The sequence below is a fragment of the Roseivirga ehrenbergii genome (genome assembly GCF_001593005.1).
GTDB classification, from domain to species: domain Bacteria; phylum Bacteroidota; class Bacteroidia; order Cytophagales; family Cyclobacteriaceae; genus Roseivirga; species Roseivirga ehrenbergii.
In genome coordinates this window covers 89,923-115,581 of record NZ_LQZQ01000051.1, presented here as the reverse complement: position 1 = coordinate 115,581, position 25,659 = coordinate 89,923, and the positions used below count along the sequence as shown (strand labels likewise).

General features: G+C 40.7%; 16 protein-coding genes. 6 read left to right on the top strand and 10 right to left on the bottom strand.

Translation table 11 applies throughout. The annotated features are described in order from the left end of the window. Positions 1–6: 6 nt before the first annotated feature. The 4 genes from MB14_RS17775 to MB14_RS17760 form a co-directional block, all read right to left on the bottom strand. Positions 7–11,397, bottom strand: a complete 11,391-nt coding sequence (locus MB14_RS17775) for a T9SS type A sorting domain-containing protein (protein WP_062594026.1) — start codon at positions 11,395–11,397, stop codon at positions 7–9. 297 nt (positions 11,398–11,694) lie between these two features. After that, on the bottom strand, positions 11,695–12,570 hold the full coding sequence (locus MB14_RS17770; RefSeq protein WP_062594025.1) for a hypothetical protein: 876 nt from the start codon (positions 12,568–12,570) through the stop codon (positions 11,695–11,697). A gap of 110 nt (positions 12,571–12,680) precedes the next feature. Further along, positions 12,681–13,409 carry a LytR/AlgR family response regulator transcription factor gene (locus MB14_RS17765; protein ID WP_062594023.1) on the bottom strand — a complete coding sequence of 243 codons (729 nt, stop codon included), beginning with the start codon at positions 13,407–13,409 and terminating at the stop codon, positions 12,681–12,683. A 129-nt stretch (positions 13,410–13,538) separates the two neighbouring features. Further along, complete coding sequence (locus tag MB14_RS17760; protein ID WP_062594021.1) at positions 13,539–15,494, bottom strand: sensor histidine kinase; 1,956 nt, start codon at positions 15,492–15,494, stop codon at positions 13,539–13,541. A 218-nt stretch (positions 15,495–15,712) separates the two neighbouring features. Between MB14_RS17760 and MB14_RS17755 the strand changes: the two genes are divergently transcribed. The 4 genes from MB14_RS17755 (at position 15,713) to ppgK (ending at position 18,370) form a co-directional block, all read left to right on the top strand. Continuing rightward, positions 15,713–16,291 (top strand): MarC family protein, encoded by a 579-nt coding sequence (locus MB14_RS17755; protein WP_053224662.1) that lies wholly within the window; start codon positions 15,713–15,715, stop codon positions 16,289–16,291. After that, positions 16,288–16,749 (top strand): ribonuclease HI, encoded by a 462-nt coding sequence (gene rnhA, locus MB14_RS17750; protein WP_062594019.1) that lies wholly within the window; start codon positions 16,288–16,290, stop codon positions 16,747–16,749. The genes MB14_RS17755 and rnhA overlap by 4 nt, the downstream gene beginning before the upstream one ends. Before the next feature lie 77 nt (positions 16,750–16,826). Beyond that, the gene (locus MB14_RS17745) at positions 16,827–17,546 is read left to right on the top strand and encodes a tRNA1(Val) (adenine(37)-N6)-methyltransferase (protein ID WP_062594017.1); all 720 of its coding nucleotides are present in this window, start codon (positions 16,827–16,829) and stop codon (positions 17,544–17,546) included. 80 nt (positions 17,547–17,626) lie between these two features. Continuing rightward, complete coding sequence (gene ppgK, locus MB14_RS17740; protein ID WP_062594016.1) at positions 17,627–18,370, top strand: polyphosphate--glucose phosphotransferase; 744 nt, start codon at positions 17,627–17,629, stop codon at positions 18,368–18,370. Positions 18,371–18,521: 151 nt separating this feature from the next. Here the strand turns inward: ppgK and rplI are convergent, their stop codons facing one another. The 5 genes from rplI to cdd form a co-directional block, all read right to left on the bottom strand. Continuing rightward, positions 18,522–18,968, bottom strand: a complete 447-nt coding sequence (gene rplI, locus MB14_RS17735; RefSeq protein WP_062594014.1) for a 50S ribosomal protein L9 — start codon at positions 18,966–18,968, stop codon at positions 18,522–18,524. A gap of 25 nt (positions 18,969–18,993) precedes the next feature. Further along, a complete protein-coding gene (rpsR, locus tag MB14_RS17730) occupies positions 18,994–19,245 on the bottom strand; it encodes a 30S ribosomal protein S18 (RefSeq protein WP_053224657.1) in 252 nt (83 codons plus the stop codon). Further along, positions 19,242–19,607 (bottom strand): 30S ribosomal protein S6, encoded by a 366-nt coding sequence (gene rpsF, locus MB14_RS17725; protein WP_062594012.1) that lies wholly within the window; start codon positions 19,605–19,607, stop codon positions 19,242–19,244. The genes rpsR and rpsF overlap by 4 nt, the downstream gene beginning before the upstream one ends. Positions 19,608–19,763: 156 nt before the next feature. Further along, entirely contained in the window at positions 19,764–20,405 is a 642-nt protein-coding gene (locus MB14_RS17720) for an alpha/beta hydrolase (protein ID WP_062594011.1), read from the bottom strand. Continuing rightward, complete coding sequence (cdd, locus tag MB14_RS17715; RefSeq protein WP_062594009.1) at positions 20,405–20,893, bottom strand: cytidine deaminase; 489 nt, start codon at positions 20,891–20,893, stop codon at positions 20,405–20,407. Before cdd ends, MB14_RS17720 begins: the two co-directional genes overlap by 1 nt. 131 nt (positions 20,894–21,024) lie before the next feature. On the opposite strand from cdd, the gene MB14_RS17710 reads away from it, so the two are divergent. Further along, the gene (locus MB14_RS17710) at positions 21,025–22,365 is read left to right on the top strand and encodes a saccharopine dehydrogenase C-terminal domain-containing protein (RefSeq protein WP_062594207.1); all 1,341 of its coding nucleotides are present in this window, start codon (positions 21,025–21,027) and stop codon (positions 22,363–22,365) included. A 57-nt stretch (positions 22,366–22,422) separates the two neighbouring features. Here MB14_RS17710 and MB14_RS17705 read toward each other — a convergent pair whose 3' ends face one another. Then, on the bottom strand, positions 22,423–24,771 hold the full coding sequence (locus MB14_RS17705; protein WP_062594007.1) for a penicillin-binding protein 1A: 2,349 nt from the start codon (positions 24,769–24,771) through the stop codon (positions 22,423–22,425). Between the two features lie 204 nt (positions 24,772–24,975). On the opposite strand from MB14_RS17705, the gene MB14_RS17700 reads away from it, so the two are divergent. Further along, on the top strand, positions 24,976–25,659 hold the full coding sequence (locus MB14_RS17700; RefSeq protein WP_062594005.1) for a VLRF1 family release factor: 684 nt from the start codon (positions 24,976–24,978) through the stop codon (positions 25,657–25,659).

The following is a 25,659-nucleotide window of genomic DNA, read 5'->3' as shown; positions in this document are numbered from 1 at the left end:
GGTTTATTATCTCTTGATCATCACTTTTTTCCTTACCACAGATTTTCCGTCCGTAATCTGAATAATATAAATACCGCTGGTATAACCTGAGACGCTGAGTTGAAGGATTTTCTCTGTAAAGGACTTTCTACTGAACAATGGCGTACCTGAAGCATTTGTTATGTCAATGTCCAGCTTTTTGCCTCCCAAATCAGATAAATCAATGTTCAGTATTTTACTTGCTGGGTTAGGGAATATACTGATAGTCTCAGGATTGATCGCTCCGTCATCTACTCCTGTGATTATTGCCCCTTCACCTGATACATTTACTGAAACGGTACCAGCATTGGTAATGAACTGAATTGTGCCAGTGTAGATCTTCACTTCGGTTGGTTTAAACCCGAAGGCGATGGTTCTGCTTTCCCCTGGATTTACTATGATCCCTGTAACTGCTCCAATAAACCCTTCGGGGAATAGCACACTGTTGACAATCAATGCTGCTTCTCCGTCATTATGAACAGTGATATCAAAATTGCTCGTCAGTCCTAGTGCGGTAGCTGGAATGTCGATATCGGAAGTAATTCGAAGTTTTGGTTCTGCTACATTAGTGACTGTTATCTTAAACACTTTTTCAAATGCCCCCCCTCTACCATCGTCTGTTTTTACTCGGATACTATAGCTCGATTTAGTCTCGTAATCAAAAACTGAAGCTGCTTTTAGGGTTGAACCGTCAATAAAGAAATGATCATTATCTACACTTCCTGTTCCCGTTACCAAACTGTAAGTGTACCCATCAAGTTGGTCTGCATCTATTGTAGTGAAACTTCCTATCACAGCTGCTACTTGATTGTTCTCCGCAATACTCGATGCATTTATGGTAATCTCAGTTGGTGACTGGTTCGTCTTATAGACTTCTCCTGTATGCGCCCCTTCCAATGGATTATTTGCCGCATCTAAAATGGATTGATCATTTTTTATATTGAGACCGATGGTACCTTCTCCTGAAATGCCTTCGATATTCACATCATAGGTTTTTGCATTTACTTGGGTAATGGTACTCAGTCTTCCTGTGGCTGTACCTGTAAAGATTACTTCAAAATCAGTCAGGTCTACGCCTGTTACATCTTCTGAAAAGATTGCTCTAAAGCTTGCAATGGCCGTTAAAAGTGGATTAGCGGTTTTTCTTGTGATCGAAGTTACCCTTGGCGCAGTACCATCAAAGGTGCTACTTATTGTATTGCCCGCTTTGTTGGCATTTCCAGGGGTATCAGTGACCTTATTGGCTGGAAGACCCACCGTCACTGTACCGTCTTTTCCTGGAGTAATTTCTACTGTCCATTGTTTTCCTGCTATTACCTCTACCAAATTACTGGCTGTACCATTTGACACTTGAATATCACTTAAAGCAAAGCCTGTTACCACTTCATCAAATCTAATATTCACTTCAAATTTGGTATTCGTCAATGCCCCTACAGCGGTGGTCAGCGTTACTGCTGGTGCTACTGCATCTACCAAAACACCCGCTGTACTAGGCACATTGTTTAGGGCAAGTATGGCATCGGTGCCAAATTCATCTCGAATACTTCCTCCGTTTAGTTCGATTGAGCTGCCCAATACTAAACCATCAGAATCCAGATCACCTTCTTCCACAGTATAACTGAAGGTAGCTGTGGTGGCATCAGTTATGGAGCCTTTCAGGCTTGCAGCTACAATACTAGAACCAATGGTCAATGGCAAACTAGGCGCCCCTGTAATGGTAACAGGCAGTGCAAAGTTCACAGTAAAGCTCATCTCATCGCCAATGGCGTAAGTACCGTCATCTGGAACAGAAACAGAGGTGACAAATGATGCCTCCACAATGGTCAGCGTTCCATTCACAAAGTCGAAGGCGTAGTTATTGTCGCTGCCCCCGCTCAAGGTAATGGCTGCCGTTCCTGCCACCGTGGTTTCATCTGCCGTTGTCGAAGCTATTGGCTCTGAATCGATCACCGACTTTTCATCTCCATTTACAAAGCCTGTATAGCTGATGGTAAATGCCGGATTGGCCTGCCCCACTGCCCTTTGCTTGTCTTCCGCAGTGGCAGTTAGCGTAGCTTTTCCAATAGTCAGCGTACCGTTATTCATTATAATTGAATAGTTATTGGCCAAGCCAGCAGACAATGTGATCTCATAAGTTCCCGCATCACTTGTCACATCTGTAGTAGAACTGGTGGTTGGTTCAGTGATATCACTTTCCTGATCTCCGTTCACGAAGCCTGTATAACTGATTGTGAATTCAGGATTGGCTTCACCATAAGTTTTCGACTTATCATCGGCAGTTGCGGTTAGCACTGCTTTGTTGATAGTAAGCGTTCCACTAGCCAGGGTGAAGCTGTAGTTATCTGCTGTTCCTCCAGCCAAGTCGATATCGTAAGCACCTACTCCTGTAGTAGCATCTGCCACTGTTGAAGCCGTTGGCTCAGTGGTGATAGCATTTGCATCATCGCCATTTACAAAACCAGTGTAGCTGATGGTGAATGTAGGATTGGCTTCCCCGTAGGTCTTCGACTTATCATCGGCAGTTGCGGTTAGCACTGCTTTGTTGACAGTAAGCGTTCCACTAGTCAGGCTGAAGCTATAGTTATCCGCTGTTCCTCCAGCCAAGTCGATATCGTAAGTACCTACTCCTGATGTTGCATCTGCCAAAGTTGATGCAGTCGGCTCCATTGTTATGACTGTTTCATCATCACCATTGACAAAGCCTGCATAGCTGATGGTCAATTCAGGATTGGCTTCTCCATAAGTTTTCGACCTATCATCGGCTGTGGCGGTCAAAGTTGCTTTGTTGATAGTAAGCGCTCCTCTACCTAAGTTGAAACTATAGTTATCAGCAGCCCCTCCTGCCAGGTTGATATCATAGGTTCCTACTCCTGATGTTGCAACTGCCAAAGTTGATGCAGTCGGCTCGGTAGTGATAGCATTTGCATCATCGCCATTTACAAAACCTGTATAAGTAATTGTGAAAGTCGGATTCACTTCGCCATAAGTTTTCGACTTATCATCAGCAGTTGCTGTTAGCACTGCTTTGCCGATAGTAAGCGTTCCACTACTCAAGTTGAAGCTGTAGTTATCAGCAACCCCTCCTGTCAGGTCGATATCGTAAGTACCTACTCCTGCGGTAGCATCTGCCAAAGTTGAGGCCGTTGGCTCCGTGGTGATAGCATTTGCATCATCGCCATTCACAAAACCAGTGTAGCTGATGGTGAATGTAGGATTGGCTTCCCCGTAGGTCTTCGACTTATCATCGGCTGTCGCAGTTAGCACTGCTTTGTTGACGGTTAACAATTGGGTTGCATTGGTTGCAACAGCGTAGCTGACATCTCCTGCCTGCGAGGCGGTAATGGTGGTCTCTCCTGCTCCAATTATGGTTACAGTACTTCCATTGACAGTGGCTACACTAGTGTTTGAACTGGTATAAGTCACTCCCAAGTTAGAGGATGCTGTAGCCGAAAGAGTAAAGGTGGCATCGCCATAAGTTTTGGCAGTTAAAGGTTCAAACGTGATGGTTTGATCGATCTTACTCACAGCACCTTTCAGGCTACTTTCAACCGCATTTCCTGCATTGTTTCCATCATGAGGAGTTACCTCAAAGCTGGTGTATTTGTCTACATCTGCACTGGTTAGAGCATAAGTTTTAGAAGTGGCATCAGCAATAGCTGCTTTATTGGTTCCGTTGGCATCGTCCGATCTATACCATTGGAAGGTAGTGCCATCTTCAGCATCATTATCTTCATCTGAATAGGTATAAGCACCTGTCAATGTTTCACCAACGATCAAGTTTCCTGAGAAATCTACATTGGTAGCTGTTGGAGGGGTGTTCAGAGAAATAATAACTCCCCCTCTGGTAGAACTCATTTGATTACCTGCTAAATCCGATACCTCGCCATTGTTATTGGTATAGAAAATCTCTAGACTCAATTTGGCAGTACTTAAGTCTGCGAATGTTAAAACCAAATCATTGTCTTCTGCTGTACCATCTAAAATGGTTTGAACCGTAAAATTGGTACTATTTCCATCCGTTACAGTGAAATCCGTTGGATGGGCTCCCAACGTTTTAACGGCTTCATTAAAGGTTAACGTAATCTTGGTGTCGCTATCTTTTAATGCACTTACCAAGCTTGGTTCGGTTGCATCATAAGCCACACTATGCTGAGTAGCAGCAACATTGTTGTTTCCTGCATCATCTTGCGCCACATCGGCAGCTACATCGATTGTCACTTCTCCCTCTACTGTAGGCGTAATGGTGGCAGTATAAACACTGGCACTGAATAAATTCAAATTGCCTTTAGTACCGTTACCAACAGTAATATCATTCAAATCAAAGCCAAATATTTCTTCAGAGAAGGTGAAAGTGGCCGTGAATAGTCCACTAGTCGGATCTGCGCTACTACTGATCGTCACTGTAGGTGCTGTTTCATCATTGGTAACACTTAGCTGCGTTGCTGCTGTATTACCATTACCCGCTATGTCGGTAGCTTTACCGGCAGCTACATCTACTGTTACTTCTCCATCAGATGAAGGTGTAATGGTAGCAGTGTAAAGAGTTGCACTAGTAGCGCTAAAATTACTAGCAGCCCCATTTCCGACAGAGATATCGCTTGCATCGAAGCCTGTGACACTTTCTGAGAAAGTAAAGGTGGCCGTAAATGCTCCACTTTGCGGATCATTTGCATCACTGGTGATTGCTAAACCAGGTGCCACACCGTCAATCACAATGTTTTTTGAGGTTAATGAACCGCCAACATCTCCTTGTTGAACATCTAAATCTGCATTGATATTGACTGCATCTACAATTGTTCCACCGTTTAATGATAAGGCCGAAGTACTGGTCACATCTAGGTCTTCACTTACATCTCCTGTCTGAACTGTATAAACAAACCTTAACGTAGAAGAACTTCTATCTACATAGTCGATGGTTCGATCTGTGTCTCCTGTTTCAAGCTCCAACTGCGGTGTTCCTGTCACAAAAACCTCTTCGCTGTATTGCACATATATATTGACCTGATCTCCAATTTTGAAGGAAGTATTATTCACATTTGAAGTCACTTCTAGAACCGTTGGAGCGGTCTCATCATTGGTTATGCTGAATTGTGTTGCTGCAGAATTGTTGTTCCCAGCCACATCCTGAGCGGCTCCACCTGCAACATCTAAAGTAACCTCTCCATCAGTTGCCGGAGTTATGGTAGCTGTGTAAATAGAGGCACTGGTTGTAGCAAAATTACTTGCTGCTCCATTGCCAACGTTGATGTCACTTACATCAAAACCTGAGACATCTTCTGAGAAAGTAAAGATGGCAGTAAACTCTCCATTGTGCGGATCATTGGCGTTGCTTGTAATGGTTACAGTTGGCTGCACCAAATCAATCACCAATGTTTTGGCTGCTGATGCTGGTGAATGATTTCCGGCATCATCCAATTCCTTGGCGGTGATTGAATAAGTACCTGCTTGCAAGGTTGTTCCTTCATGGTCGAACAACCAGGTTCCTTGGGCATTAGTAGCAGCAATCCCAGTGCTCATTCCATCTATAAATACCTCTACTCTACTATTGAAACTGGCATTTCCTCCAATAATCAAAGTTTGGTCGTTGGTGATAAAGTCAGAATTAGAAGGTCCATTATCATTACCGACTGCTCCTACACTTGGTGCCGAAGCTGGGCCAGTAAGATCGATTTGCAAATCGAAAACTGAAGAAGCTACCGACTCATTACCTGCTAAGTCCGTTGCTTTTGCAGTAATGTCATAGGTATCTTCTGTCAAGGCATCCCTAGAACGGTCTAATGTCCAGTCACCGTTGGCATCAGCATTGGTGGTTCCAACACTGGCGTTGTCAATAAATATTTCCACACTGCTGTTGGCTTCAGCCGTACCGTATATTTCAATTCCAACATCATTGGTCAAACCATCAGAATCGCTAATACCAGTATCATTGCCAATACCCGTTACCACCGGAGCATTTGGAGCAGTGATATCAATCTCCACACTTAAAGCGATTGACTCGGCAGACTCATTACCAGCAGCATCTGTAGCCCTAGCAGTAATGCTATGGGTAGCCTCAGTAAGCGTTGAACCCGTATGATCGAAAGTCCAGTCACCAGAACCATCTGCTGTGGTATTCCCTACGCTGTTTCCAGCAATAAACACTTCTACAGAAGCATTGGCCTCGGCCGTACCGCTGATTTCCAAGGTTTGATCATTGGTCAGATTATCCTTAGCACTACTTCCCGAATCTGTTGAAATGCTTGCCACAATCGGAGCTGACGGAGCAATTTCATCATTGACTATTCTCAGTTCTGATGCAGCCGAATTTCCATTGCCACCTGCATCCTGTACCTTATTGGCAGCAACATTTACAGTTACATTTCCATCAGCCGATGGTGTGATGGTGGCGGTATAAATCTTCGCACTTGTAGTATTAAAGTTACTCGCTACTCCATTACCTACTGAAATATCGCTCACATCAAACCCAGAAACATCTTCGTTGAAGGTAAAGGTGGCCGTAAAGGCTCCGCTTACTGTATTGGAAGAACTGGTAATTGACATGTATGGTGCTGATGTATCAACTCTTACATCAGCAGCACCAGCAACACTAATAGAAGTGCTGGCATCATTACCCGCTGCATCTTGGATTGTTCCTCCGTTAAGGCCAATGCTTGAAACAGACACACCATTGCCATCAATATCACCAGCAACTGTTGTGTATCTGAACACCAACGTGTTTGTGCCTGAACCACTATGATATGCTGCAACTCTATTCTGCCCACCCATGGCGATAATAACACTTGGTGTGCCATTGGTTTCATCTACAAATACTGTTTCGCTAAATACATAGGTAACATCTACGTTTTCTGTCAGGCCATAAGTTTTACCTACAATGGTACCTGTAGAAACCGATGGAGCGCTGGTATCTATCGTAATATTAAGCGTACCTGAAAGAGCTGACTCATTGCCAGCAGCATCAGTAGCCTTTGCAGTAATGCTGTGAGTGGTTTCAGTAAGAGATGATCCAGTATGGTCATAAGTCCAATCTCCTGAACCATTGGCTGTGGTATTCCCTATGCTGTTTCCACCAATAAACACTTCTATTGATGCATTGGCCTCGGCCGTACCACTAATTTCCAGGGTTTGATCATTGGTTAAGTTATCAGTGGCACTGCTTCCAGCATCCGTTGAAATACTTGCTACAATTGGAGCTGCTGGAGCAGTTTCATCATTAGTCACGCTTAGTTGGGTGGCCGCTGTGTTGTTATTACCTGCAGCATCAGTTACCTTATTGGCAAGTACATCGATATCTACATCGCCATCGGCCAATGGAGTCATCGTAGCGGTGTAAATTTTAGCGCTGGTAGTATTAAAGTTGCTTACGGCTGCATTCGATACTGAAATATCTTCTGAAGCAAAACCGGAAACATCTTCGCTAAAAGTGAAGGTTGCTGTAAAGGCTCCGCTGGTCGGGTTCGAACTACTAGTAATAGTAACAGTTGGTGGCGTATTGTCAACTTCTACCGTATAGCTTTCTTCCGTTCCCGGAGCTTGATCGAAAAGGGCTTCACCGTCTGTTTGAGTGCCTTCGAATATATCAATCTTAAAATCGAAGGCCGCATGGTTACTATTATTCGAGTTGGTAAAAAATGCTCTGCCACCTGCTAGGCTTCCAGATGTATGGGCATAGAATGCACGATTTCCCGAACCAATAAAATTATCTAGTGTGATACTATATACTGAGCCTGAAGTTAACTGAGAAGGATTTGAAATCGTAAAAGTTTGTCCAGAAGCGTCAGTGCTACTTGAAATGTTCACTGTCTCTTCGGAGAGAATAGCATTACCATCGTTCAACACTGATGAATTGGAAGCATCGTCTTGGTAAATTCTTAATCTTGCAGTACCGGAAAAAGTATGGTTACCAGATTTCGCGAATAAAGTAAAGGCAGTAAGAAAATTATTGCTTCCAGCAGTAAAGGTCTGACCAATCAAAGCCTGATTTAGGTAGTCATTCTCTGTGGTTTGTTGGTGCGCAGCTGCTCCATTTGAATAACTAATGCCAACAATGTCGTTGCTACCAGCGGTTCCGTCAATACCTTTTAACTTCAATGATAGCGTACCATCTACATGGTTAAGGTTATTGACTGTCACCTCGTAAGTACTGGCATCAACTTGACTAACATTGGAAACGGAACCTCCAACAGTAGAGCTTACAGAGAAGTCATCACTACTTACATTCTTTACATTTTCACTAAATATTACCCGAAATACCGGAGAGGTGTTCGAGTTAATGGTGGCATCGGTAGGTGTTTGCCTAGCTATTGACTGAACAGTAATAATATTGTTGATTTGCTGAGCAGTACTTTCAACAGCATCGCCAGTATTAGTTCCATCGGAAGGAGTAACCTCAAAACTGATGAACTTACCTGCATCGGCCAAAACCAGAGTATAGGTTTTAGTAGTAGCCTCAGCAATTGCTGCCTTATTGGTACCTGAAGCATTATCTGCCCTATACCACTTAAATATGGAACCGCTTTCAGTATCTGACTGAGGGTCGCTAAAATCATAGGTACCTGTCAATTGCTGACCTACATTTAATGTTCCAGTAATGGCAACATTGCTGGCTACCGGAGGATTAGAGATGGTATAAGTTTCATCAGTGGCAGGTAGTGTGCTACCAAGTGCTTCACTCGGGCCAGAAGAAACAAAGAGTTTGAAATATAAATCTGCATTTGAAAAAGCGGATGCCTGATAAAGAATTCCGCCTGAATAACCTGCCTCTACTTGGGCTGAAAATGCTGTACTGTTTGCTGGAGCTCCTGGGATATTGACCCTCAGAGTATAGGTTGTTCCAGCCGTTACACTTGCTGGGCTACTGAATGAATAGGTCTTCTCGGTCTGTGCGGAAGTGATTTGTATGTTTTCTGTGGCCAACACCGTTCCTCCATAGCCTTCGCCTGAAATTAGTTCTAGCGTACCCGCTCCACTGTAACTATGACCTACACCGTTTTTCAATACTACATCTAACAAAAGTCCTGAGTTATTGGGCTTGAAAGACTGACCAAAAACCGGTGAGTCAGTGATCTGGAGATCGGCCGTAGAGTTGGCATCTAATTGAGATGGGATTTTGGCAATATCATTACTTCCTGATCCATCTACTCCTTTCAAGTCGAGGTTGATGGTTCCACTAGAATTAGTAATGCCCGTGACTCTTATATCATAAACGCTTGAAGAAATAGATGTAACTGAAGACACTGTTCCATCTGCAGCGGCAGTCCCGCTCAAAACAAAATCACCTGTTGTAACCAAGCGAACATCATCACTGAAGGTCACCCTAAAGGTTACTTCATCGGCATTTGTAGTGGCATCTGTGGGTGTTTGACGGACAATTGAACTAACATTGACTGGTGATATGAATGACAAAGCACTCTCTACAGCCGTTCCTGCAACGTTACCATCATTCGGAGTTACCTCAAAGCTGATGTATTTACCAAGGTCATCGGCTACCAAGGTATAAGTTTGAGCTGTAGCCCCTGAAATGGCAGTCTTATTAGTTCCAGAATTATCATCTGAACGATACCATTTAAAGGTAGTACCACTCTCGGCATCGTTCTCACTGTCAGCATAAGTATAAGAACCTGTAAGCACCTCATCCAACTCCAGTGTTCCCGTAAAAGTTACATTGCTAACCGTAGGGGCTAAGTTTATAGCTTCCAGTATATAACTCTCGTTAGTTTGAGCTGCATCTGTACTCAGTGCATTACCTGCCGTGACTGTTCCTTCATAAATATCAATTTTCAGATCGAAGTCAGTGTGATTACTGGTACTGGTTCCAGTAAAAATCACCCTACCATCATTATAGTTTCCTGAAGTGCTTGATTCTAAAGCGTGAGAGCCACTACCGGAAAAATTCTCCATTACAATGCTATACACTTCACCCTGAGTGAGCGAAACAGGGTTTTCGATAGTAAAGGTTTGTCCTGCTGCATCGGTGCTATTGCTTATATTGATAGTCTGTGATCCAATCAATGTTGCGTCTCCGGCAAGCTCATTGCCACTGTAAATTTTCAGGTCTGCAGTTCCATTAAAGCTGTGGTTTCCTGATTTGGGGTAGATTGTATATGCTGTTAGATAATTGTCGGTAGTGGCGGTAAAAGTCTGACCAAGTTTCGCTTGGTTCAAGTAATCATTTACATCAGTTTGACTGATCGTTTTCGTTCCCGTTCCAAAAATGGCACTTTTAATCTCGTTGGAACCACTAGCTCCATCTACCCCTTTAATTTGAAGTGCTAGGGTTCCATCTACATTGTTGATATTGTTTACCGTTACATCGTATACACTAGCAGTCACTTCGCTCACAGAGGAAATGGTTCCTCCCACTGTAGAGTTAAGAGAGAAATCATCTGAGGTTACATTGGTAGCATTTCCGTTAAAGGTCACTCTAAAGGTTACCTCAGATGCCGAAATAGTTTGGTCAGTTGGATTTTGTCTTGCTATCTCTTGAATTATGAGAGGACCTAAAACAGGCCCAGACAAAGTACTTTCACTTGCTCCTCCGACATCTGTACCATCACTTGGAGTTACTTCAAAACTGATGTATTTATTTATATCATTGTTTGTAAGAGTATATGTTTTTGAAGTAGCTCCTGCTATAGCAGTCCTGTTACTTCCCGAAGCATTATCTGCCCGATACCATTTGAAAGTAGAACCGATTTCTGGATTTTCATCGTCATGACTATAAGTGTATACCCCTGTTAGTTCTTCTCCAATAGACATTGTTCCTGAGAAAGTGACATTAGAAGCCACAGGTAAGGCACTTGGAGAACCTTCAATAATTTCAATTACGATATCTGAAGTACTAAAATTTGAAAACCCAGCCTGAACCCCATCAAAAGTGCCAGCATAGGTTCCGGTTGTCAGGTCTCCAAATGTGGCACCACTCAAAGTAAATGTTGCCCTCCCCGATAAACTATAGGATGTGTTTGCTGCCATACTCTTAATAGAACTCACATCGAAGGCAATATCATCGTAATCCGGATCGGTGTCATCGTCCATGACAATCGCACTGAAGACAATAGGTGTAACCCCATCGCTTAAAGTCAAATCTCCTGAAAGATTAAATGTTTTAAAATTAATATTTGAATTGGTGTAGTTAAATGAAGAGTTTCCGAATATCTGATTAACACCATTACCGGCAGTCCATGAAGCACCATTGTCATTAGTAGTCGCAGAACCGGAGCCAACGACTGTAAGTGTAGTTGCAGAGGTTGATTCGCCATAGATTGAGAACTTAATCTGGGCAAAACCTGCAGTCTGTATAAAGACTATTAAAAGTAATGCCCATAAGCCCCCCCTTTTGCTGAGAATAGATTCAATGAGTTTGGTTGACAAGGCTCGCATTGCTATCGAAGTTTAATTCAATATGAAAATGCGGCCATTTATTGCGTAGAAATGGGAAATGTGCGTGAACTGCAGTTTTTTGGGCGTGAACGTTGGGGGAATTGGTTACGGGGTCATTGGTCAATGGACAATGGTCATTTTGTTATGACAATGCTGGGGGTGCGAAGTTTGGGGAATTGGGGTCACCTTTGCCAAGGCTTCGGTGCCCAAAGGAATTGGTTGATTTGTGGATTGTTTAGTTTGTAAACAGTCGTTTTAGAATTTAGTGCATGGAATCTGGTACTTCAGGTTTTGGAGTTAACTATGAACATGAGGTAAGATGCCAACCAATTCCACATCTGGAGATTCAGCCAACTGACGAGGCGTCACAACTGTCTCTTTTACTTGTAAAGGTTTTAATGGCACTGATGCGGTAAAGGTTTGATGGAAGAAATCAGTGCTAAGTTTTAGCTCATTTGGTAAACTCAAAACGGGGTTCGTTTCCATAGGCAAAATATCCAATTCAAAGCCTGCATTCTTGTATATCATTGCCACCAATGTTGAACATGCTATCATTTTATCTTGGTGATCATCATTGTATTGATTGATCAGCGATAGTATTATCTCAATCATTTTACTCGCTCCCCATTCGCCTAAATGCTTCTCTAGCATTTCGCGCAAAGCGCCATCTGTATATCTCATTGAGCAAATAACAGCCAATAGCCAGGCTGTTTCATAAGAATATGGCAAACTTGCATCATCATAAAAAGCCCAAATGGCATTATTAACCTTGTCTTCAAAGTCTACAGAGCGAGTTGTTTTTCTATAGACGTAAATATTCTTTACACCTTCTCCTTCTAGTGTAGCTTCCAGTGCTGCTTGTCCGATGCCATGAGTTCCTGCTTGTACTATACGGTGCTCATTCTTGGGTTCTCTATTCTCTCCCCTATAAATGTTTACATTTCCCCAAATAGCTGCATGGTAGATATTCTTGTAGTCTTTGCCTTCCTTTCCGGGGTCGAACCATGGAATCATATATAACAGCAGATAAAATGCCGCATGCATTCGTTTTTTAGGATCCTCTTCAAAATAATCCTTCCTTAATTCATCTAATAATTTAACATAGTTAAAGTCTTGATTTTCGAAAATGAGAATGTCTCCAATTTCAAGATCGGATTGCCTTAATACCTTCATGTTATTTGAATTAAGCCTTAATATATTTCTTATAAAAATTGGCTCAAGATTTTGTGCGTCAGTTACCCAATTAAAGGCGTAAACATTAGAGTATGAGGAGTGAAAGAAGTTTACAGCATTTGCAAGCGTTTGATTAAAACGTCTTTATATGATTTTCCTAAGGGAATTTCATTCCCATTGATTCGAACCACAAACAGATGTAAATCTATATCTTCAATTTTTGAAGCATTCACAATATGAGACCTATGGGTTTGTACAAAAACGGAAGGGTCGAGCTTTTCGGCAACATCTTTCAGAGATTGTCTTAAAACATACTTTTTATCAGCCACATGAAGTATGCTATATTTATCTTCTACTTCTACCCAAAAAACATCATCAATATCTACCTTAATTAATCGATTTCGCTCCTTTACAAAAAAGGAATTCTTAGCGAGCACTACATTCGATTCCTCATCAAAAACTTTGGTATCTTCAGTATGAGCCCTCTGCAATGCTAACTCAATACTCCGCTCAAGCGTTTCTGGATCAAAAGGTTTAATTAAATAAGCATGTGGTGCGGTTTCTTTGGCCTTTTCGAAAGTCTCTTTATCGTCAAATGAAGTAATAAATATAATTGGGGTGGGTTGAATGGATTGAAACTCCTTTGCTACATCAATCCCTGTCATTTCCCCATTGAGGTTAATGTCCATTAGAACAATATCAGGCTTGCTTGTCTTGAATAAGTTCAGGGCTGTTCTTCCTTCTTGGGCAACACCAATAACCTGATACCCAAGTTCGTCAATGAACATTTCAAGGGTATCGGAGTAGTTGGGTTCGTCTTCAACTATAAGGACGTTCATACTTTTGGTTAAGGTTAAAAGCAACTCAAAGTAAAGTATAACTCTTTACTTTGAGTTGCTTTTCGAACAACTTTTAAATAAATCCATTATAAGTACAACAGAAATCCGAACATCTCTAATTTCTACGAATTAAGCTGTTGGCAAAGTCACGGTAAACGTTGTGCCTATGTTTTGCTTACTCTTTACAGCAATTTGCCCTCCATTCATCTTTACAAATTCATTACAAAGCTTCAAACCTAAGCCAAAACCCTTTTCGCCCCTCTGCCCTATGTGGCCTTTTACATTTGAATTAAACAGTTGGGCTAAAGTCTGCTTATCTATGCCAATACCCTGATCTTCAATTTCTATTTCTACCAAGCCAGCTTTTTTCTGAGTTGAAATCTTAATTTCTCCTCCATCTTTGGTGAATTTCAGTGCATTACTCAACAAGTTTCGGATAATAGTAGAGGTAGTATTTATATCTGCAAAAACAAACTTTTCGGATATATTGCATACTATATTGATACCCTTAGATTCAGCCAAAGACCGATAGAGTTCAATGTTTTCCTTTACCAAGATGGATAAGTCTAGCTTAGTAGGATGATGAGGTACTCCGCCTGTTTGCGATGTAGCCCAATTGAGTAAATTGTTTAGCAAATGATTCAACTGATCGATTGATTGGTCGATCTTACCTCCAATTTCTAACAGTTTTTCTTGTTTATTCTTTCTTATAAAGTATTCTAGTTTTTGCCCTACTCCTTGCAAAGCAATCATTGGGCTACGTAGATCATGCGCAATGATGGAAAAGAACTTATCCTTAGTATCATTGGCCTCAGATAGTTCCTTTGTTCTCTCGTCTACACGCTTTTCCAATACCACTTTTTGTTCCTCCAAAAGTCTAGTTTTAAACTGCTCCTTTTCCAGCTCCTTTTCAGCAATTTCCTTACGCATTCCTTTAATTCTGGCTGCTAGGGCAAAAGAAAGTAGTACTACCTCAATAGCACCTCCAAACTCAATCCCATAGGCGGTTACCCAATGTTCACCTATAAGGCCTGCTCCACGAAAGGTCATTAACACGATACCCAACATATAGGGAATCCATGCAATAACATAATAAATGGCAGTGGTGTACCCTTTAAAATAGGTTCTCAGACCAATGATTATATAAGAAGGAAACGTAATGATAACCAATAACCTACCGTACAAAAGCAAGTCGGTAGCCGTATAAAAAAGGGTTAGAATGGCCAGTAGTAAACTGGCAAAACAAATGCCCCATAAAAAATCATTCATTTTTGGGTCGAACTTTTTCAAGTTCAAGAAATTAGCTGCAAATCGGCTTGAAAAAACTATACTGAGGCTTCCGAATGTTAGATAAATGTGTTGATCGAGGGCTGGGTTGTTTGGCCAAATAAAATAATAACCAAATCCATTTAGCACCAACGATGCGCACAATCCCATAATGGTAGCTCCCACATAAAAGAGGTAAGAAGTATCTTTTAAAAACAGATATAACAGAAAGTTATAAGAGGCCATTATGAACATCAAACCAAAAAACACTCCTAGTAAGAGCATCCTGGTCATTTGATGGGTATTGTATTCTGATTTTGGCTTGATTAAAATAGGCACGGCCATACTCACAATAGTCTCTACTCGAATATAGATTGTTTGATTCTCTATATCAGGCTTGATTGCAAAGGCATAAACAATTCCTCCATAATCGTTCGACCTTGGGGAATAAGCGTGTCCGGCCTTTTGCTCATTCCACAATGAGTCTGTAGAAACCTTTGTGAAAACACTAATGTAATCCAAAGAAGGTTGATTAATCTCTAGCACCAAAGGTTCTGATGGCGGATGGGTCAGTTCAACTCGAAACCAATAAGGCCTATGATCAAACCCGAAGTTTGGCGACTTAAGAGGGTTTGCATCAAAAGCAAGTTGCACTTCGGCCTGTTGTATCTCATCAATGGATAATTTGCCTGCACTATCAACAATATAGTGAATACTGTATTCAGGGTTTGATGAGTTACCCACTTGAGCATATACATTAACCGAGTCTGCAAAAAAAGTAAATAGAGCAACAAGACCAATGACAAGCCTATACTTCACGTTTTGTAAATATTTAGTTGAGTACTCATTAAGCCAAAAGCAATCTATAATCAATTTGCTAAGCGTACAAAATGAATTTATAAACGGTAAGCAATTCTGAGGTTTACGATTCTAAAATTCAATTGTGTATTTAAGATTTAATAATTCGTTTACAGTTTTTACTCATCATTTACTGGTCAATTCAACTTTCAATTTCCTAGCTTTGTCAAAAAAAAGCGATGTTCAATTTCAAGGAAATTCTTTCGGTAACCCTGATCTTATTTTCAGTTATCGATATTCTGGGTTCCATTCCGATTGTTATCGACCTGAGAAAAAAAGTGGGTCATGTTCAGTCTGGAAAAGCCACTTTGGTAGCCGGTATCTTAATGATCCTCTTCCTTTTTGTAGGCGATAACCTTCTCGGCTTATTTGGAATTGATGTGGGTTCTTTTGCTATAGCCGGAGCTATCATCATGTTCATTATTGGAATGGAAATGATTTTGGGCAGAAGTTTCTTTAAAAATGAACCAGTTGAAGGTGCAAACAACACTTCATCTATTGTCCCGATTGCCTTTCCTCTCATTGCTGGAGCAGGAACACTAACCACTATTGTTTCTATCAAAGCAGAATACAGTGAACTTAATATCTTGGTCGGAATCGTTGTTAACTTGGCCTTTGTTTACTTAGTATTAAAATCTACCAACTGGCTAGAGAAAAAAATAGGTGCAGGTGGAATCAGTGTTTTGCAAAAAGTATTCGGTATTATTCTTCTATCAATCGCCATCAAACTTTTCAAAGACAACATTATTAATCTATGATTATTATCTATACTGACGGCTCTTCTCGTGGAAACCCTGGCCCTGGAGGTTATGGCACAGTACTTAAGTACAAAGAACACCGAAAAGAACTTTCAGAAGGCTTTAGAAAAACCACCAACAACCGAATGGAGTTGCTGGCCGTGATAATGGGTTTAGAAGCCATCAATGTACCCAATGCTCCTGTAACCGTTTATTCAGATTCCAAATATGTAATCGACTCTGTTGAAAAAGGTTGGCTTTGGGGCTGGATAAAGAAAGGCTTTAAAGGAAAGAAGAATAAGGACCTTTGGCTGCGTTTTGCCGAAGTGTATAAAAAACACCGTGTCACTTTTCAATGGGTGAAAGGCCATGCGGGTAATATTGAAAATGAAAGGTGTGATGAGTTAGCGGTAGAAGCAGCTATGGGAAGTGATTTAAAAGTTGACACCGAGTTTGAAAATGGCATCAACGACTTTTAAACTAAAAGAGTCATATTTTATCTGAGTACCCGGAATTGATAATTCCCAATTCGTAAATCTAAATTCTAAGCTTCACAATGGCCAACTCATTCTTTCAGTTTAAGCAGTTCAGAATAGAGCAGGGCAATTGTGGAATGAAAGTAACCACAGAAGGTTGTTTGTTTGGTGCACTTAGGCTAACACCTAGTACATTCAAACCTAAGCGAATTCTAGATATTGGAACGGGAACCGGGCTTTTGGCACTAATGAAAGCCCAACAAACTGAAGGCCTTATTGATGCAGTAGAAATTGATGAGACGGCTTTTAAACAAGCGAAATCAAACTTTGAGAACTCTCTTTGGTCCAATCGTTTATCTGCATTTCATACAGATTTACTCGAATTCGAACCAAACCGCCTCTACGATCATATCATCTGCAACCCCCCATTTTTTCAGGACAATCAGCTTGGCAGCAATCGCCAAAAAAATCAAGCCATCCATAATTCAAACCTCACTTTTGATGATTTGGCTGCGAATATTTCCAGACTTTTGAAGCCTGAAACAGGTATTGTTTCGGTGCTTTATCCTGAATATGAAATGGAGATCTTCAAAAAGAAAATGGAAGAAAGAGGTTTTTATGAACTAGTAGACATCCAGATTCATAATCAAATTGATAAGCCAATATTCAGAAGGATTAAATCCTTTTCGCGAATACAGCCAAAGCATATTACAGTAGAGAAGTTTTTAATTAAAGAAAATAATAGCACTTATACCGACCAGTTTATTAGCTTACTGAAGGACTATTATCTTCACTTATAAACAGGTTTTGTGTATGAGTTGCAAATGTTGCACAGCCTAATTTATCTGAATATCTTCACTCCCATTACCTGATAGAAAATATGCAAGTTTTAGGAATTGACATTGGTGGCACTGGAATTAAAGGTGCTGTTGTAGATACAATTACGGGAGAAATGGTTTCGGAAAGGTACAGGCTAGACACTCCACAGCCTTCCACCCCAGAATCCTTGGCCAAAACGGTTAAAAAACTGATAGACCATTTCGAATGGGAAGGTAAAGTGGGTTGCGCATTCCCTACTGTGGTTATTAATGGTAAGGCCATTTATAGTAGCAATCTAGACGATTCTTGGGTGGGCACACAAATCGATGAAACGTTCAGTAAATATTGTAATGGACTAAAATTCACCGCAATTAATGATGCTGATGCGGCTGGCATTGCAGAAATGCGGTTTGGCGCAGGAAAAGGACTTAATGGCCTAGTGATTACTATTACCATTGGCACAGGACTAGGCAGCGGTGTTTTCTATAACGGTCAGCTTATTCCTAATTTTGAACTAGGCCGTATTTATGGCACTGATGGAAATGTAATTGAGCATTATGCAGCAGGTTCTGCAAAAACTAGAGAAGACTTAAGCTTTAAAGAATACGGAAAACGTTTTAATTTCTTTCTGAAGCATATAGAAAGAATCTGTTCACCCGACCATATTATTATTGGCGGTGGTTTGAGTAAGAAAATACATAAGCTCGAAAAGCACATCAAACTTAACACCCCCTACTCTGTATCGGCCAAGCTCAATAATTCGGGCATCGTTGGGGCAGCCATGTATGCGGCTGAAAAGGAATAAGCTCAGAGCAGTAATGCCCTCCCAAAGTACTCGACTTGTCTTTCAACAAAATAATGGCTTTAACTTTTGAAGGGTTCTGCTAAAGTTAAAAACATAAAAAAAGCGGCTGAATCAGTGATTCAGCCGCTTTTCAATTCTATATCCTAAGGGATTACTCAGCTACAACGTTGAATTTAACGTCTTTCTTCACCGACTTATGTAAATCGATTTCAGCCTCGTACTCACCAATCATTTTTACTTCACCTTTGAAAGAAATTTTCTTTCTGTCAACTTCCACACCTTTGGCAGCTTTCAAAGCATCAGAAATTTGTAGGGTAGTTACCGCTCCAAAAATCTTTCCGCTATCACCAGCTTTTGCTTTAATTTCAAGTACAGTATCTCCAATTGCATCAGCAATTGCTTGAGCGTCTGCCATGATCTTTTCAGCTTTGTGTGCCATTTGCTTTACTGTTTCTTCAGTGTGCTTCTTGTTAGATACACTAGCGATAACAGCAAATCCTTGTGGAATAAGGTAGTTTCTTCCGTATCCTGGCTTTACAGCAACAATATCGTTTTTATAACCTAAGCCCTTGATATCAGTCTTTAATATTACTTCCATTCTGCTCTACTTTTAAGGGTTCAAATTATTTCAAAGAATCAGTTACGTAAGGTAAAAGCGCAATGTGTCTTGCTCTTTTAACTGCCTGAGCTACTTTCTTCTGATACTTTAAGCTTGTTCCAGTTAATCTTCTAGGAAGAAGTTTACCTTGTTCGTTTACAAACTTTAAAAGGAAATCAGGGTTTTTGTAATCAACGTACTTAATACCGCTCTTTTTGAATCGGCAATATTTTTTCTTCTGTTGATCTCTGTTTACTGGTTCGTTTACGAGTGTCATGCTGCTGCCTCCTCTTTTTTAGATTTGTTGAATGCGCCTTTTCTTCTTTTTTCGTTGTACTCTATCGCGTGCTTGTTCAAAGCTGTGGTCAAGAATCTCATTACCTTTTCGTCTCTTTTAAACTCTACTTCTAAAGTTTTGATTAGGCTTGGGTCGGCTTTGAATTCAATCAAATTGTAGAAACCAGTAGACTTGTGTTGAATTGGATAAGCCAATTTCTTCAAGCCCCACTTCTCTACGTTTATTATCTCTGCTCCATTGTTTTTAAGCAAAGTTTCAAAACTTCCGACAGCATCCTTCATCTGATCATCAGACAAAACGGGATTTAAAATGAATACTGTTTCGTAATTGTTCATGTTAATGATTTAATTATTTCGGGCTGCAAAGATAGGCAATTCCAATAAAAAACCACACGAAAGTAAAAGATTGTATTTTAGGAAAGTCACCACCACAAAAAAAGCAGCCATCTCATTAAACACCAAGCACTTAATTCATCACAAAAAACTACTTAATCAAGGCTATTCTGCCGCAATTTCAAGCAATACCTCACCTGAAAGTTCGTGTAAGCCTTTAAAGGTTTTTACTCTTGGCTTTATATCCAAATGATTAGCAATGGTCTCTTGCTCTTCCATTACCCCAGCGGAAAGATATTGGTCATCGGTTCCATATACCCAATACACCTTTTTTCCCTTTAGTCGCTCTATGCTTTCTAGTGGAGGTAAATCAGGAGGGAAAATGCCCGCCCAAAGAATAAGTTTATCAAAGTGAACATTGGTTTGGGTAGCAAAACGCGAAATGGTAGCTGCGCCTTGCGAAAAGCCTAAAAGGTTCACCTGTACACCAGGTTTTAACTGGCTTTTTACCGAATTAAAAACCCGATCTAAATAGGTTAGGTAATTTTCTATGTCCGAAAGTCGATCTTCTTTGGTCATCCAAGTAGCCCCTACTCTTCCGGTAAATCCTTCTAAATAATATCGCGAAAGCCCTTCTGGAGCTACTATTAAAGCTTTCCCATCGTTCAACACTTCGAACTTTCTAATAAAATACTTAGCCAGTTGACCGTGGCCATGACACACGAACCAAAGTTGTTCAATTTCATCTGAAACCTGACCTAAGGTGTGAAATCTAGCATTGAACTCAAAGCTTATCTTGTGCTCCATTATGAATTAAGATCTTTGTTCGAAAACTTAAAAGGAAGAAAGTTATCAACTGAATCGGACTCGTAAACACTGCCATCCGTTGCTGGCAAATAGACTTTAATATGCTGCTCCTGATTATTTTCGTATTCACTCATTACCTGACGGCAACTTCCGCAAGGCGTAGCCATTTTAAATTGTTCTTGACTCGCAGGCTTAGCCACTATGGCCACTTTAAGAATTTGACAATCTGGAAACTGCGACTTCGCTGAAAAGAAGGCAACACGTTCAGCGCAAAGCCCAGCCGGATAACAGGCATTCTCTTGATTGTTTCCTGAAATGATTTTGCCATTATCTAAAAGTAAGGCAGCCCCTACTTGAAAATTAGAATAGGGCGCATAAGCTTTCAGTGCAGATTGTTTGGCTGTTTCTATTAAGTCTTGTGTCACTTCATCAAGCTCATCCGCTTCATATTGTGTTAGTGACACTTCCTTTTTAATTATCCTAGGCATTAATTTTTTCTTGATGTGCGCTTGGAATATACGAATCCTTTTTGATTCAGATGCTTGAATCAGGATTTGTTGGAATATGTTTGGGCGGCACAAAAAAAAATGACAGCTTGGCGGCCAAACCTAATGAACCTATGAATCGCATATTAATTCTTGGGGCTGGACGCTCTGCAACTTCATTAATTAACTATTTACTATCTGCTGCCGAAGAAAATGATTGGCATGTAACTGTTGGCGATTACGCCCTTCAGCTTGCCGAAGAAAAGGTAAAAAATAGTGAAAGAGGAAACGCAATTGCTTTTAATGTTAGAGAAGAGCAAGAAAGAATTAAAGTAATATCAGAAGCAGATGTGGTGATTTCGATGTTACCAGCATCCTTCCATCCTACAGTGGCCGAAACCTGTCTTAACTTAGGCAAGCACTTGCTCACCGCCTCGTATGTATCAGACGATATGCGGGCTTTAAATGAGCAAGCAAAAGCAAAGGGATTACTCTTTTTGAATGAGTGCGGCCTCGATCCAGGAATCGACCATATGTCGGCCATGAAGGTGATAGACAAAGTGAGAAGCAAGGGCTTAGAACTCCGCGCTTTTGAATCGTTTACTGGCGGACTTTTGATGCCCAATCCAAATGACGATAACCCTTGGGAGTATGGTTTTACTTGGAACCCTCGAAACGTAGTACTGGCGGGCCAAGGCACAGTGAAATTTATTCAGGAAGGAAAATTTAAGTTCATTCCTTACCATAAGCTTTTTAGAAGAACAGAGATGATCCATATTCCTGGACATGGCTATTTTGAGGGCTACGCCAACCGTGATTCATTAATGTATATGGACGTTTATAACCTCCATAATATCCAAACGCTGTTTAGAGGAACACTGAGAAGGCCTGGCTATTGCAAGGGCTGGGACGTTTTTGTGCAGTTAGGGGCTACAGACGATACTTATCAAATGGATGGAGTAAATCAAATGACACATCGTCAATTTATCAATTCTTTTCTTTCTTATAACCCAAATGACTCTGTTGAATTAAAACTAGCCCATTATTTAGGTTTAGAACTGGATGGCCCAGAAATGCATAAACTAAGGTGGTTAGATATGTTTGAAGAAACGCCTGTTGGACTTCAGAAAGGAACTCCAGCGCAAATTCTAGAGCATATACTAAAAAAGAAATGGACGATTGGACCTGACGAAAAAGACCAAATAGTGATGTGGCATTTATTCGACTACGTTGAAAATGGGAAGACAAAACGTATTCGTTCCGCCATGGTAGCTAATGGAGAAAATGCCAATGAAACTGCTATGGCAAAAACAGTAGGTTTCCCTCTAGGAGTTGCTACTAAATTGCTGCTGCAAGGAAAAATCGAAGCCCGTGGTGTGGTTATTCCGATTACTCCAGAATTCTACGAACCTATTTTGAATGAACTCGATGAGTTAGGTTTCCACTTTATTGAGGAAGAGGTTGATTTAGATTAAGTGCATTCCAAACTAAAAAGGCCAGTTGATTTATACATCTACTGGCCTTTTTTCATTTCAATTTTGGCCTCCGCCACTTTTCTTCTTCTCCTTTTTATCTTTTCGCTTAAATAGGTTTCCAATTTTTGAAAATATCCCTTCCTTCTCTTCCTCAGTTTTGGTATCAAACTCCATAGGCTTAGGTTTTTCATCATTGGTGAAAATCCGTTTCAGAAAACCATCTTCTTCCACCGGCTTACACCCCATTTGATTGAGCACCTCGATTGATGGTGGCGGAAATTTTGCCCTTGTAATGGAATTGAAATTTTTATCTCCATTCATTTTCTGCATCATTAAACCATAAATAGGCAATGCAGAATTCGCCCCCTGCCCCATACTGGTGGTTTTAAAGCCAATTCTATGGTCGTCAACTCCTACCCAAGTAATAGTCAATAGCTTTGGAGTAATCCCTACAAACCAGCCGTCTTTATTCGATTGTGTGGTACCCGTTTTACCTGCAATGTCATTGCTCAATCCATACTTCCATCGCAAACGAGAAGCGGTACCTTCATCGACAGTAGCTTTTAGCATTTCGATAATAGCCTCGCGAGTTGTTTCAGAGAAAGCAGGGTCTTCACTTACTTCTGGTTTGAATTCTGCAATTAATTCTCCTCTACTATCTTCAATGCTTGTAATGAAATACGGTTTTACTGTTCTAGATGAATTGACATAGCTTGAATAAGCCTCAATCATTTCTATCAGACTAATTTCGGCAGTTCCAAGAGCAATGGAGGGTACTTGAGGCATATTAGATGTAATCCCCATTCTTTGCGCTTGCCCTATTACATTCTGTAAACCTGCATCTTCTAGCACTTTCACCGCTACAGTATTGACAGAATTACTCAGGGCTCCCTTCATTGAGTAATTGAGGTCGTAATTTCCTTCGTCACCAGAGTTTGTAGGTGTCCAATTGTTGTAATTGGTATAAGTTACCTGCTGGGCAGAATAGTGTTTACACGGGTCAACCCCTGCTTCTAAAGCCGCAGTATAAACAATGGGCTTAAATGTAGAACCCACCTGCCTTTTGGCCTGACTCACATGGTCGTATTGAAAATGCTCGAAGTCAATTCCGCCAATCCAGCTTTTTACTGCACCCGATCTGGGGTCAATGGACAACATTCCTGTGTTCAAAAACTTTAAATAATGAACGGCACTATCAATCGGACTGGCTTTCACTACCTTTTTTCCCGACCAATCAAAAAGCTCCATTTCATACTTTACAGCTAATGAATCCATGATTTGCTTTTTGGTTCTCCCAGAAGCTTTTAGCGCTTTGTATTTGGGGAGTCTCTCTATTGTACTTTCGATCAAAGAAGCATTTTTCAACCAAGGTGCATTCTTTCCATAGCTTTCTTCAAAATCCGTTTGAAGCTTACTCATATGCTCCGTCATGGCCTCCTCAGCCATTCTTTGCATGTCGTAGTCCAAAGTGGTATAGATTTTCAAACCACTGGTATACAGATTATACTTATCACCTTTTTCATCCTTATTATGCTTTGTCCATTCTTCCAAAGTCTTTCTTACCTGCTCTCTAAAATAAGGCGCTAGTCCATCTTCATGACTAAACCCTCTATATGAAAGCTGTAGTTTTTCCTTCTTGGCTATTGCAACTTCTTCAGCTGTTAAATAGCCATAGCGCGACATTTGGTTCAACACAACATCCCTTCTGGTTTTGCTCCTTTCAGGGAAAATCCTCGGGTTATAGAGGTGCGAAGCTTTAAGCATCCCTATTAAAACGGCAGACTCTGTAAGGGTTAATTCACGTGCTTTTTTACTATAAAACTTACCCGCAGCGCTCTCAATACCAAAAGTATTATCACCAAACGGAACCGTATTTAAATAAAGCGTAATGATTTCTTCTTTGGTATAAGCTTTTTCTAAACGAGTAGCAATGATAGCTTCCCGTGTTTTATTAACGGGCATACTAAATATACCGTGGTTCTTTCTGGGGAAGAGATTTTTAGCCAACTGCTGAGAAATCGTACTTCCTCCCCCGGACGATTCATCTTGCAGCAGCAAACTCTTGAAAATCACCCTTAACAAACTGCGGTTGTCAATTCCATCATGATCATAGAACCTTGCATCCTCAGTTGCAATTAGTGCATCAATCAAGTGTTTAGGAATTTCATCATAACCTATCGGCTGCCGATCGAAAATATAGAATTTACCAATGAGCTTTCCGTTAGAGGCATATACTTCAGAAGCTTTGCTCTGCCTAATTTCTGTAAGTTGATTCTGATTTGGAAGTGGCCCCCATACTTGCAAATAAACACTGAGGTAAAAAAGTAGAATTGAGAGGACACCAAACAAAGTAATTCTCAAAGTCCATTTTAAGAACTTACGTTTTGGCTTGCGTGATCTAGTCATTTGTGTCTATTGTGGTTCAGCAAAAATATGCACTTGCCATGCCGAAAACATCATCTTTTTTAATATGCCTTCCAACTTCATCTGAACCAATATTATTGCACTGAATAACAACTTTTTTCCCGACCTAAATTTTCATTTTGAAAAAAGTTTTCTCGATTTGAAAGAAAGGTTTGATGATAGCGTTTCCTTTTTTTAGTATTCGGAATGAAAAGCATTTTCTTTGATCGTTCCGAAGTGCCTGAGATTCTGGATAAAATCAGAGACTTAAACTTTGAAACCCAATATGATTTCAATAAACACAGAGTTGAACTTGGTTTGGAAGGACAAGATCGTGAAGCTTATCTACGTTTGCCCCTAACTTTGACCTGCAATCAAAATCTAGTTTTAGATTTTGAAAAAGAAGTAAACTACCTAATGCTTTTGGTGCAATCGGGCAGTGCGTCTGTAGGCGTGTTTAAAGGAGAAAAATGCTTAGCGCACAAAGTATTCGGTGCCTACATGGTTAGAAAGAAGCAGGGAAAAAGCCAGATCAAACATCTCAAAACCAAAGGGAAATCAAGAGCTGGTTCTCGAGTACGCTTGGCCAGTACTTTAGAGTTTTTCGAAAACATTAACCTCAGGCTTCAGGATCATTTCAAAGAATACGAATTTGATAGAATTGCCTTGAGCTGTTCTAAAATTCTAATACCCTACTTATTTGGGTCGAAAGAAAGCACTCCCTTCGATAAAAAAGACGATCGCCTTTATAGAATCCCAAAACACTTGCATCAACCCAATTTCGAGGTTATGCTCGGCATGCAAAAATACCTCAACAAAGCCGAGCTGGTATATGACGATGCATTTTTTGAGCAGTTTGATGAGTTAAAAAACAAAGGCACTTCATATTGA